The organism is Methanoregula sp. UBA64, from assembly GCF_002502735.1.
Classification (GTDB): Archaea; Halobacteriota; Methanomicrobia; order Methanomicrobiales; family Methanospirillaceae; genus Methanoregula.
This window is the reverse complement of the sequence record NZ_DAQC01000008.1, coordinates 102721-114871: the sequence shown is the minus strand read 5'-3', so window position 1 is coordinate 114871 and position 12151 is coordinate 102721. Positions and strand designations below refer to the sequence as shown.

General features: G+C 57.0%; 12 protein-coding genes. 4 read left to right on the top strand and 8 right to left on the bottom strand.

The genetic code is table 11. The annotated features are described in order from the left end of the window. Positions 1–870: 870 nt before the first annotated feature. On the bottom strand, positions 871–1710 hold the full coding sequence (locus BP758_RS11090) for a methyltransferase domain-containing protein (protein ID WP_292370948.1): 840 nt from the start codon (positions 1708–1710) through the stop codon (positions 871–873). A 332-nt stretch (positions 1711–2042) separates the two neighbouring features. Further along, positions 2043–3401 (bottom strand): hypothetical protein, encoded by a 1359-nt coding sequence (locus BP758_RS11085; protein ID WP_292370947.1) that lies wholly within the window; start codon positions 3399–3401, stop codon positions 2043–2045. 175 nt (positions 3402–3576) lie between these two features. On the opposite strand from BP758_RS11085, the gene BP758_RS11080 reads away from it, so the two are divergent. Both BP758_RS11080 and BP758_RS11075 read left to right on the top strand, forming a co-directional pair. Next, complete coding sequence (locus tag BP758_RS11080; RefSeq protein ID WP_292370946.1) at positions 3577–4500, top strand: hypothetical protein; 924 nt, start codon at positions 3577–3579, stop codon at positions 4498–4500. Between the two features lie 629 nt (positions 4501–5129). After that, positions 5130–5882, top strand: a complete 753-nt coding sequence (locus BP758_RS11075; RefSeq protein ID WP_292370945.1) for a hypothetical protein — start codon at positions 5130–5132, stop codon at positions 5880–5882. A gap of 135 nt (positions 5883–6017) precedes the next feature. On the opposite strand, the gene BP758_RS11070 is transcribed toward BP758_RS11075, so the two are convergent. Together BP758_RS11070 and BP758_RS11065 are read right to left on the bottom strand one after the other, a co-directional pair. Continuing rightward, the gene (locus tag BP758_RS11070) at positions 6018–6623 is read right to left on the bottom strand and encodes an RPA family protein (RefSeq protein WP_292370944.1); all 606 of its coding nucleotides are present in this window, start codon (positions 6621–6623) and stop codon (positions 6018–6020) included. Next, the gene (locus BP758_RS11065; RefSeq protein WP_292370943.1) at positions 6624–7874 is read right to left on the bottom strand and encodes a nucleotide-binding protein; all 1251 of its coding nucleotides are present in this window, start codon (positions 7872–7874) and stop codon (positions 6624–6626) included. 137 nt (positions 7875–8011) lie between these two features. Between BP758_RS11065 and BP758_RS11060 the strand changes: the two genes are divergently transcribed. Together BP758_RS11060 and BP758_RS11055 are read left to right on the top strand one after the other, a co-directional pair. After that, positions 8012–8206, top strand: coding sequence for a DUF1858 domain-containing protein (locus tag BP758_RS11060; protein ID WP_292370942.1), 195 nt, complete (start codon positions 8012–8014; stop codon positions 8204–8206). A gap of 160 nt (positions 8207–8366) precedes the next feature. Beyond that, a complete protein-coding gene (locus BP758_RS11055; protein ID WP_292370941.1) occupies positions 8367–9101 on the top strand; it encodes a C39 family peptidase in 735 nt (244 codons plus the stop codon). Positions 9102–9115: 14 nt separating this feature from the next. Here BP758_RS11055 and BP758_RS11050 read toward each other — a convergent pair whose 3' ends face one another. The 4 genes from BP758_RS11050 to BP758_RS11035 all read right to left on the bottom strand — a co-directional run bounded on the left by BP758_RS11050 (position 9116) and on the right by BP758_RS11035 (position 12050). Next, positions 9116–9997, bottom strand: a complete 882-nt coding sequence (locus BP758_RS11050) for an adenosylcobinamide amidohydrolase (protein WP_292370940.1) — start codon at positions 9995–9997, stop codon at positions 9116–9118. Then, positions 9994–10356 carry an anaerobic ribonucleoside-triphosphate reductase gene (gene nrdD, locus BP758_RS11045; protein WP_292370939.1) on the bottom strand — a complete coding sequence of 121 codons (363 nt, stop codon included), beginning with the start codon at positions 10354–10356 and terminating at the stop codon, positions 9994–9996. Before nrdD ends, BP758_RS11050 begins: the two co-directional genes overlap by 4 nt. A 115-nt stretch (positions 10357–10471) precedes the next feature. Then, the gene (pyrF, locus tag BP758_RS11040; protein WP_292370938.1) at positions 10472–11119 is read right to left on the bottom strand and encodes an orotidine-5'-phosphate decarboxylase; all 648 of its coding nucleotides are present in this window, start codon (positions 11117–11119) and stop codon (positions 10472–10474) included. After that, positions 11112–12050, bottom strand: coding sequence for a deoxyhypusine synthase (locus BP758_RS11035; protein ID WP_292370937.1), 939 nt, complete (start codon positions 12048–12050; stop codon positions 11112–11114). The genes pyrF and BP758_RS11035 overlap by 8 nt, the downstream gene beginning before the upstream one ends. Positions 12051–12151: the final 101 nt, after the last annotated feature.

Genomic DNA, 12151 nt, shown 5'->3' with positions numbered 1-12151 from the left:
GGGATCTGGGGTACCTCAAACAACCTGATTGCAGGCATTGTCAAAACCATGTCCGGGATATTGCAGGGATCCTAAAGACCATTGAAGAACGCCAGGCATGACAAAATGGTATAAAAAAACCGGGAGGGCAGGATCATGAAAATTTTCAGCAGATGCTACGGCATTCGTGAATTTCCCCGTGCGGGACCGGCTACGGGCGGTGATGGAATGTAGCTGATAATCTCCAAAAAGCACAAAGAACCCTAAAAAACGCCAGACCCGAAAAAAGTGAGGGGGAATCTCATTCAGCCACACTGAAAATTTATCCGGCAGAGGCCCCGATAGCCACAAACGATAGTCCCCCGGGTTATAGTTTCGACGTGATACAATAATCCCTGCCCACCCCAGGTATCCGTGTCATGCAGGATCTATTATGATCCGGACAGGACTGCCGTAATTCCACGCATATCTGTCTTTACCTCACAAAGGCACCGGGGACGAATTTTTTTAGGGCGAATCTTTGCAGGAACGGGAGGTAATGGTTAATGGATTTGAGAACGTCAGACCCGGAGATTCTGGGATTTGGTTGAAGCAAGTCATAGAAGATAGGTAAAGGCAACAAGTGCGCTTTAACGAAAAAGATACACTGATACGGGAACAGACGGGCGATGACCCCCTACGTAAAAACCCCGATGCACAGTGGTCACTACCGTTGATGGTTCCTCCAGCAACAGGACATGCGGGACAACAGGACCGTACTATCAGGATCCGTGGATAATATCCTCTCATACCGGATCCCGGGGACGAAATTCCTTAAAAATCCAATAACTCTCTTTTTATCGCCCGTGCAGCAGCATACCCGAAAGGGTTCACGGAAACCAGGCTCGCCGGTTACTCCGGTTTCTTTCCCATGACCAGCCAGCCGGTATAACCTGATGTGAACGTGCCGGCCCGGGCCTGGCCGGAAAGTTCCTCCCGGATTGCCGCGATCTTTTTGTCGGAGAAGATCCCGGCATCCCGCATCCGGGAAAAGAGCGACGGGAGATCGAAGACTTTTTCCGCGAGCGAAAGGTCGGGAAGGTCAAGCGTCCGCGGCTCGGCCGAAACCCGGGCAAGGCCGGCGTCCCGGAAGATCCCGGCAAGGTCTTTTCCCACCCGGCCCGAAGCGAAGCTGTCGCTCCACGACCGGGTGATCCGGGCCGATTTATCCTCATCTCCCAGGCTGATCGAGAGCGTGTCCCAGTCATTGTCGAAGGCAACGAGCGTGCCGCCCGGGGCGAGCACCCTGACGAGCTCTTCTACCACGTGAGCCGGGTTGTGGATGTGCTGGAGGACCCGGTCGATCCGGCAGGCGCCGAACGTGCCGGTGGCAAACGGGAGCCGGAGGAGATCGCCGCGGACCAGATCGCACCGGTCCCGACAGGGTGCGGTCCGTTCCGCAGCGGTTGTAAGGAGCGCTTCGCTCGCGTCAAAACCCACGACCCGGCTTTTTTTTGGCAGGAGCCCGGCAAGTGCCGCGAGATCTTTTCCCGCGCCGCAGCCGGCGTCGAGCACGAGCGGCGGCTTTCCTGCTGCAACGATCCGGAAGCTCTCCTGCTTGACTGAGGAAAAGAACGGGATGTCGGAGAGGAGGTCGAGGCAGCGGGTGCAGGCCGAGCTGTCGCCCGTGCCGTCCACATTGCGAAAGCCGGTCGCGAGGTACGGGGCGGGGACTTTTTTCTGGCGGGGCATGACAGGTTCCAGGTAATTCTGATTGGGTGGTACAAGGTGAAGAGGTTGTTGCCCGGTGCCCGGGTCCGGGTGGCATGAGAGGGCCGCATGGTGCAAAAGTGTTTTTGATGGATCCGGTGCGGCCGGGAAATTTACGTCGGAAAACTGGCTCGGGCAGCGATATTTTCCGGGCCTGTTTTACAAAAATGCACCATGCGACCCTGTGGGGGGTCCTGCATTTACGGCAGGGTTTTTATGGGCCGGCAGTGCCAGGTCACCATGAAGTGACTTTTTTTCAATGCCGAAAAATAAAAATTTCACCGGGAAAAGAGGATCCCGACCGGTAAAAAAAGTCAGTTCCCGTTTGCGCATTCATTGATCTTTGTCAAAACCACGGTCCCGTTCAGGCTGATGACGGTAGCATTGCCCCCGGATGCAGAGTCGATCATCGCGCCGTTTGGGACTTCCATCTGGTGCATCTCGTTTGAATCGTATGCTGTGAGGAACTGTATACCGGACGAATCGAACACCCGGCAGATCCCGCCCGCTCCGCAGTCGATGATCGTGCCGTACGGCACCTCGTTGTTCTGCGTCGAATTCCCGGGCGGAACAATTTTGATTTCCCCGGCAAGGAGGACCGGCTGGAGGCTCCCGTTTACCTGGAGTGCGGGAAGGGCGAGCTCCGACCAGTTGATCTCGTTTTTGGTGCAGGACGTTGTGGAAGTGGGTGCGATAATGTCCGCATACGTGCTTGCATCGGCCTGAAGGTTATCATCACCCGTCGATACTCTGACAGAATACCTGCCGGTGTTAAGCAGGGACGTGTTGACCGTGCCGGAATAATGGTTGGTCCCGTCCGTCCCCGCGGTAACGACAGCGGTCCCTCCTGCGATCTCGTGAGAACTGTCATATTCCCGAGTTGTCGGGTGCGTGTTGACCGTGATGACATCGATGGAAAGCGGTGTCCCGGCCGGCAGGCTGGTGGTGCCGGAGACGGTCATGGTCCCGGGCGGCCCCGGCAGGATGGGCGCAATGTCGAGCCAGGCATCGACTCCGTTTAAGAATGTCACGGTGCACGAGTTGTTCGTGCCAGGGGAGTCGATCGCCTGGCAGAGGTAATCCTGCTGTGTTGTGGGATAGTACTGTTTATCGTTTACTCCTTTGAGGATCCTGTCCGGGACCGCTGACCCGGTGATCTGCCCGGAGGCCGGGTCGTAGTTTACCGCGAAACGATCGGGCGGGGCCGGGTACTGGGCGATGATTGCCGAAGTAAAATTCCTGCCAAGGGCCGCGGTTGTGCCGGCATCGAGCGTTACCGAGAAGGTCCCGTCAGGTTGTACCGGCACGAGCACGGTGGAGATGCTGCCGTTCAGCAGCCAGACCTGCACGGTCGTCATCGTTTTATCGGGCATGGTGCCGGTGATCGTGAACGATTTGCCCCGCAGGACGTTAAAAGATCCGTGGTCCGAGAACGAGGCGATGTTGGCGGCTGGCGATGGCGTTGCGGTGAGCGTTGGCGTTATCGTTGCCTGGACCGGGCTTGTTACGGTTCCCGGCGTTTGGGAAGTGGTGGTATTTGCTGCGGACGAGGCCGGCGTTATGTTTGCCTGCGGCTTGTCTGCGATGCAGCCGGCAAAAATTACCAGGAGTGCGGCAAGCAGGAGGTGGATACCCGTGGTGGTTATGGTTTTTTTCGTGTTTATCCGTCCCAACCCGTGAGTGAAACGTGGTCAGGCTAACGTTGGCCCGGGATATTATATTCGTTATGGGCCGGTTCTTTACGGATTGGCCGGTGCGGCTGCTTGACGGAATTCTGTATCGGGAGGGGCCACCGGTACAGGCCGGTAATTATTTCCACTCTCCCGCCCGGGATCTTTAAAGAGGCATATGGATACGGAACAAAAATTGCGGCTACCCGTACGGCAAACGCTCATCTTCGGCTGCATCAGCGGTGCGGCTCTCGCGGCAGGCTACCTTTTCCTCACGTGGCTGTGGCAGGTTCTGCTCCCGGAGGCCCGCTGGTTTTCCGGGTATTACGGGCTTCATCTGATCCTGTACTTCTCCGTGGCCCTAGCGCTTGCCGGTCTTTTGGTGGGCGAACGGTCCGGTGCGGCAGACCGTTCATGGCTCTGGATTGCCGGCATGATCTCCGGGATTGTGACGGCTCTGGTATTTTTTGGAATTATCACGTTCCTTGAGATCCTGACCGGGACCTCGGCATTCCTGCTGAGCTCTGCGCAATGGATGGGAATTTTCGGGGCATCGGTGATCCTCCCGGCAGTCTGTGCGGAATTCCGCGAGCCCCGGTCTGCGCACGGGCCGGACCCGGGAACGGCCGGTGGACTGCACAAGAATCCGGCAAAATTAAAAATCCACGGGATCATGGCGGCCATTTTTCTTGCGATCGTGATCCTGCCGCCTTTGGGTCTCTATGCCGGGACAAGTGCCGGTCTTGTCTGGGGCCAGCCGGCAGGATATCTGTTCAATGATAACGTGGTCGCAACCCGCACGGGACCGGACTCAATCTCTCTTGTTATGCACCCGGACCTGCGGGCAACGTTTGTGACCGCCCCGTACGTTGAACGCATAACGCTTGGCGGAGTTCAGGTGGGAAGCCAGGATTCAATAAATGCATCGGGCCGGGCCGATACGATCGATCCCCCGGCGGGTCTCGCGTACCGTGAAGGGGCAACAGCAACGATATCGGGGATCGATGCGGCGGGAAACAGCACGGTTCCTGTCCGGCTCATGGTTATCATGACGTACCCGGATACCGGGGCGGCTGCTGTGGTCTGCGACCGGGAGATCTGAAGACACCTTCATTTTCCCGGGAACCGATGAGGAATCCGATTATCAGGGCTTGTCCCGGTCCGGTCTTTTCCCGGGGAGAAGGGAGAGGTCAGGATTGCGCCGTATTCTGCGTCCCGATTCCCCGGAAAACCGCAAATGTCGCTTTTCCGGGAAACGGCCCATAATGCCCTTCCCGCGGCCGATCTCAGGGCCGGATGACCAATCTATCGATCCCGGTTTTCGCGGCCGCAGGAAGCCCGCTAAATTGCACGGTCTAATCCCGATTAAAACGGCTATTTTTTGAAAATACGCGATTATATTGGATTTTTCTATGAGCGTGGACACGGTTTCCACTGGAGACTGTATTGACTGTCCGGAAACGGGGAATCGGGGGCCGGATTGGACCCGGATTGGGAGGGAAAAGAGTAGGTACTGAGTCTATCTATCCATGGATCAAAACGAGGGATCCCACCCCCTGACGGGGGTCGCTCGGCCGCCTCGTCGGGGCCTCGCTGGGCGGGGAGTTACTGAGATCACCGTTCGGCCCGCCGCGGGGGCGTCCCTTCGGGGGCGGCGGGAGGAATCGTTTTTACTTTCACACCCCGGGACCACCGGAATTTATATTGAGACTCACATAATTCTCGTTGGTTATGGATCTGAAAAGTATTGCTGAAAATATGAAAGTTGCACGAAAGAAAATTTGTAATTTCTCTCTAAATGGAAAGCATTCAATACCAAAATACCTGCTTCAAATAATAGGCTCGATTATTGTCTCACTTATTCTTTTTATATGCATTTTTTACTACACTGGAAATATTGTTGCAAGCATTTCTGTGATTACGCTTGTTCTTGTCGTAATTAGTTTTATTATTGGTCGGTATGAGAATCGAACGGACGCTATAGTAGATTTGAAATTTATTGAAAAAGACAAATTTCATTTTTTTGAGGTATCAATTGTAAACACCGGTGGAAAGACAATCTATTTGGATAAATGTGGTGTAAAAACAAAAAATGGGATTATTATTGACTTTGATGAAGAACCTCCATATGATCTTCCACCCAAACCAAAAAAACCGGCAAATAAAAATCCTACATTAAATAATTTGAGTTATACTCTAGATCTTCCCGTTACGGAGATAGTAATGCCGAAAATAAAGCCCTTTATGGCATCCATTGTAAATCCAGGAAATGCACAAAATGATCGTAAAGAGCTTTGGGAGGTTCTCGAACTTATTGGGGATAAAATAATTCTAAACAAAAAAAATCTTGTGGGTGAAGTTTTAGAATTAAAGGGATTTGTTACCGATCAGTTACACAACGAATATGAATCGGAAGAATGGATCCAATTTAATTCTCAAATGCTTACCGAATTGGCACAGCAGGATATACAAAATAAAGATTGATTAATCCAATTTTTTTATAATGATCAAAGACTTTAAAAAAACTTAACTATCAAAATCAGGATATTTTGATCGGGATTTTATTTTTTTACAAAGATCTGTCTCCGTCAATATGAGAAACGTTTGCTTCAAAAAATTTTACATCTTAATCTGCGCCAGCGCATCGTACACCATCTTCCGGTACACGACCGGGTCTACAATGGGGTACTGCTCTTTTGCCTTGACGATGTCCGGGCTCGTGCCCTCCCTGAGCGCATCGAGCCGGTCGAGGGTTCTTTCGGCCGCATCGAGCGTCCAGAGATCCCGGGTGTCCTTGTCCACGACCGTGATCGATTCGACCCGGACGGAGACGAGATACGAACCGTCCGGCTTCTGGTACAGGTTCGGCTTTCCTATGACTGCGACAAAGGCCGGGGCCTCGATCTTTGCCAGTTGCTGCATGGCCTCGGGCTGGTAGCTTCCCGCCATCACAAAGAACGTACCGGTCGGGTCGATCACCCGGCCCCGGTAAAAGACGTTCTGCTCGCCTTGCCGGGTCTTCTCGGTCAGCGTCCCGACAATGAAGATCCGGTTACTGCGCTCGCCCGTGGGTAAGAGCACAAACGTCGGGCTCTTCTCATCGGTGCCGTCCTTGAACTGGTACCGGCACTCGCGGAGCTCTGCGGCAAAGACCCGGCGTGCGGGCTCGCGCTCGAAGCTGCCTTCGCGCCGGCCGCCGCCCATTTCCGAGGGGTTCGCGCTCATTTACGCACCCCCGGCCCGGTTGAGCAGCTTCGTGTGCTCCGATGAATCGAATGCTACTTTCTCGCAGGAGTTAGCGAGCAGCCGGTTCTCGATCTCGCGGCCCTTGCAGGTCACGTACCGGCCGAGCACTTTCTCCCGCATCTGGAGGAATACTTCGTCCATCCCGAGCGGATTGTTCTCCGCGATCTCTTTTGCCTGGTCGAGCGTCATGCCCGTGAGGGCCTCGACCGTATCGCGCTTCAAAAGCAGGTTGTGCGTCTTCTCGCCGTCATCCAGCCAGCCCTTGATCCGCAGATCGTAGGCAAAATCGTTCTGGATCTCGTGGATCGGGCAGTAGTTCTGCCGGGAGAGGGCCCGGTTGCAGCCCGCCACCGGGCAGCGCTTGATGATGCCGGAGCCCGGCGCAATGTGGACGATAGCGCCGCGGACCTCGGCATCGCCGGACCCGCCCGCAGTCTGGATATCGCCTTCCTCCTGCATGATCGTTGCGCCGGTGATGTTGAGCGAGAGCCGCTCGTTGAACTCGTCGGCCTGTGCATAGAAGATCGAGTACACCGAACCGGGCACGAGTTTCTCCTTGCCCTGCTCCTTCCAGATCACGAACTTGATCGTGCCGGTCTCGTCGCCCAGAAGCCCCGACTGGAGCATCCGGTCATGGGTCGTATCCCATTCCTGCACCACCTTTGCCCGGACACTCGCAACGCCGGGCTTTAGGTCCTTGACCGGCACCGGCGCCGGGATGAGCGGTTCGGTGGTATCAACTGCTGTAATGGTCGTGCCCGAGTGGACCTTGAGGTTGGTGACGCCCTTGTACTCGTCCGCAACCGCGGATTCGAGTTTGTACCACTTTCCCTCCTCCATCTTCGGGGCATTGCTCTTTGCCCAGACCACAAACCGTATCCCGCCCGACTCGTCGGCAATGATCCCGTTCTGGGCAATTGCCGGCGATACGGGCGCAGAGAGGGAAACCACTTTCCCGGTTAAGGTCACCCAGTCGCCTGACTGGATTGCTGCAACCTTCTTTTCCTCGGTAGCCCCGCCGCCCGGGGTAACAGCCCCGGCTCCCGCGACAGGAGCAATACCGAACTCCTTGTTGAGCTCGTTTGTCACGCTGCGCTCGGCCTCGGCCGGCTGGACGCCGAACTCCTCGATGAGCCTGCGCAGTTTGCCTTCGACTTTCTGCCGGTCGATCTCATGGCCGGACTTAGAGAACTTTCGGGAGATTCTGTCAGTGACTTCGGAATAATCCATTCGTACATCTCCAAACGTACTGTCGCATTGCGTTTTGTTATATAGCAGACAGCGTGCGCCGCGAAAGTATTGATGCTTACCGAAATGAAACTCCGGGATGGTGAGGTTTATGAGCCGGCACATGAACTAAGTGTAGTATGGCTGAATTAACCGCAGACTCTACGATCTACGATCTTCTCCAGGCAAAACCCGAGGCAACCGAGGCCCTTTTCAAGTTCGGCATGGGCTGTGTCGGCTGTGCGATCGCCCGCGGCGAGACCATCCGCGAAGCCGCCGAGGCCCACGGCATTCCCCTCCCCGAGCTCTTAAAGGCACTCGGGATCAAGGAATAATCTCTCTTTTTTCGTCCCGTTCCCGCACCCCGGAAAGGTTTTTGTCCGTTTCCGTTCCCTGCCGAAGGTTCATGGCCGGTACCGGTACGGTTCGGGCATGCGATCGAAACCGGCTGCTTTCATTACCTCCGGCGCCCAATGCGCCGGAAGTGAGATACTCATGGAAAAAACCCGGCGTGCACTGATCGTTCTTGCGATCCTGATCCTTGTTCTTTTCGGGGCAGCGGAATTTCTCGGGGAGTACCGGCACCGTGGTGACACAACCGTTTCCGGCAATATCACCTACGGCCTCGACAACCCGTCGCTTCCCGCTCCACGGTATTATACCGGGATCGACTTCGATACCCTGAAATCAAACGACCACCTCACGGTCATCCCTCTCAAGAGCTACCGGCAGCAGGTCACGAACTACACCTGCGGGCCGGTCGCGTCCATGACCGTGCTCTCGTACTACGGCATGCCGCTCCCGAACACCGATGCAGAAGAGATCGCGGTTGCCCGCGAGATGAATACCTCAAAGAACGGCACGACCCCGGTACAGATCGTCTCGTGGTTTAAGAGCCGGGGGTGGAACGCAACCTGGGGCACGGGCGGGACGTACCAGATGCTCCGCAGTAACCTGGACGCCGGGATCCCCACGATGGTAGAGTGGATCAACTGGGGCGGCCACTGGGTCGTGGTGACCGGCTACGATACCCGGGGCACGGACACGATCTGGGACGATGTGATCAGCTTTGCCGATTCCGCGGACTGCGCCGACGACCGGGTGGACGGGGTTACGTATGCGAACTACGGGCAGTTCGACGGCATGTGGTTCGATGCCCATTATTTCCCGCCGGGAATGCAGAACCGCGTGTACGTGGTTGCCGTCCCGCCGGGCAAAAATCTTCCCTAAAATATTCCGGTGCCCTACCGGGCCCCGTTCTTTTTTCCCGCGAGTTTTTTTATTTCCTTAAGCGGGGCATCGGGATTTTTCTTCACATAGTCCGCGACCGCGGGCTCGTGGAGCAGCGTGCAGCCCGAACAGTTCCAGACCTTCCCGTTCGACGAGCTCTCGGCCCATGCGCCGAGCGTCTCGTCTTTGCACGGGTAGAACGGGCAGTAACAGAAATCGCACCGCTGGCCCGCGAAATGGCAGGGATAGTACGGGCAGTTGACGGGCGACCATTCGACCCAGTGCTCGCCCTTGAACCGGCTGTAGATGAAAAAGGCCGGTTCGCCAGCGGCACCGCTCTCGTACCGGCGCAGGGCCCCGGGCACACCCTTTAAGACCGCGTCCCGGACCCGCCGGCCCGGCTCCGCGATCCGGCCGGCGTACCGGTGCACGACTTCTCCCTCGCAGGCAGCGACCACGGCATCGGTCGGGGTCCCGGCGTCCCGCCCGAGTGCGATCATCGCCTCGGCCTTTGCCTCGGTCGCGACCATGATCGTTTCGAGCAGAGCCGAATCGGCCATCCCCTCGCTGCTGCATACGATGATATTGATGGTCCCGGCTCCTTTGGGCGGGTGCTCCCGCATCCCGGCCGTTATAAAAACCGTGATAAAATCGTACTGGAGCACGCAGAGCGTGTGCATCGGGACCGCGGTGAGCAGGCCAAGAACATCCGGCCCGTAGCCGGCCATGGCGCCGATACGGGCGATCTCTTTTTCCGGCTCGTCATGCGACCAGTCGGCCGGCACGGTATGGTTAAAGATCGCGTGAGTGTCCCGGATCCCGCCGGCAATACCGGTGCTTGCGGCACGGAACGCCCCGCGGACAAAAAGGGTATCCTTTGAATAAAAATATCTCATGCAACGGAGTATCTGGTCCGGTCTTTGAGTTCCTGCTGTTTTCCCGCGTTCCAGCCGGAGACGTCCTGGAGGTAGCCGGTCACCCGGCTGATCTGGACGACATCGTGGGAACCGCATTCGGGGCAGACCGGTTTACCGCAGAGCGGGCAGTACTCGATCCCCGAGACCATATCGTGGCTGCAGTGGCAGTTGTCGAGCGGGCACATGATCTCCAGTTTCGTCTCGCCGCAGTTCGGGCACGGGTTCTGGTCCACGATCATGTGGCAGGTGTGGCACTTGTATTTCCGCTCCATTTCGGGAATATCTTCAAGTTTGCCGTATTTTTCCGATAATTTCCGCTGCTCTGCACTCCAATCCATACTACTACATCTCGCAGCCTGTTAATAAATTTTCAGGCCGTGCCCTGAAGGTAATATTTGATTTCCGGTACGCTCTTGCGCGCACCGGGCAATCGGCGCATTAAAAACGGCAGGATTATTGTTTTTTATCCCGGCGGAGGTGCGCATAGGACTGCGCGGCAGCGGCCGGGTCTTTGGCTTCGTAGATCGAGCGGCCCACGATGATGCCGTCCACAAGGGTGGCGACTGCGTCCGCGTCCCCCCCCTGCGTTCCGATACCGGGCGAGAGGATCTTCTTTTTGCCCACAAAGCCCCGCAGGACCCTGACCCGGTCCGGCCGGGTTGCCGGGGCAATGATCCCGTCGGCTCCCGCGATCACGGCGTTTGCCGCGATCTGTTCCGGGATCCCGCCGGTGAAAAATTCTTTCCCGCCCGGGTGGCTCATCTCCGCTACCACGTAGCAGGCGCCCTTGTGGGCCCGGGCCGAGGCAACGCAGGCCTTGACCGAGTCCATGCCGCAGAATCCCTGGCAGATGATGCCGGAGAATCCTGCCTCGAAAACCTGGTCGCAGATGAGCGTGTTCGTGTTGGGGATATCGGCGACCTTGAAGTCCGCGATCAGCGGGAGGCCCTCTTTTCCCAGTTCGCTGGCAATCGAGAGCCCGGCCGAGAGGGCAAGGGGATAGCCGATCTTGATCGCGTCGAGGTACGGTGCGCAGGCGTGCGCAATTTCGAGCGCCTTTTTCTTTTCCGTTACGTCCAGCGCGAGGATCAGTTCAGGCATGGCTTAACCGCTCCCGGACTGCCGCCACAAGGACCGGCAGCGTGATGGTGGCGTCGCCGTACACGGTCACGGCCTGCGCCTCCTCGGTGATCTTGCCCCACGAGCGGGCTTCGTCCAGGGTTGCGCCCGAGAGCCCGCCAAGGTCCGGCCGGTCGCCGGTCAGCTGGATCGCGTAGGTGAACCCGTTCGGGGTCATGAGCATGCTCTGGAGGATGAAGTTTTTCGGCACGCCGCCGCCGACAAGGAGGGCCCCGGCTTTTTTGGTGGTAAAGCAGGTGTCAAGGAGCGCCGGCATATCGGCAAAGGCATCGACCGTCACCTTGTTGGTCTGCGAGAAGAGCCAGTACTGGAGGCCGACCATCGAGTCCTGGATGGCCGGGCAGTACACCGGGATCCCTTTCTGTGCAGCGGTTGCGAGGATACCGGTCTTTAAGTGCAGGCCGATGTGCCGGAGGAGCCCGGAGATCGAGATCTTGCTGCCCGGTTCGAGTTCGCCGTACACCTTCTGCATGAACTCCTCGAAGTGCTCGAAAGCTTCGTTTGGGAGATAGACATCGTAGATCCGGTTGATCTCGTCGTGCCGGAGCTCGACGTCGTTACAGAACGCAGTGCCGTGGAAATGGTGGCAGCCGATCGCCTCGATGATATCGTGGGTGAGGTTGGCGCCGGTCGAGACGAGGATGTCGATGTGACCGTCGCGGATAAGGTCGGAGACGATCCCGCCCATGCCGGCCGGGACCATTGCCCCGGCAAGCCCGAAGAATTTCGTTGTCTCCTTGTCGTTTAACATCTGCTCGTAGATGTGTGCTGCATGGTACAGCGAGCCGCCGTTGTATGCGCCGGCTTTGCCCATTGCCTCGACAAGTTCGCCGACCGTCATGCCGGCCCGGACATGCATCTGGGAGACCGGTTCATCGCACTGGTGTTTCATAACAATCAGAAGTCCGTTTGTTTTCCGGATGGTATTGGCGCCCAAGGCACATTAAACAGCCTTTTATTTAAAAAGGGGGGCTGCGCCACCCGTCTCTGCGT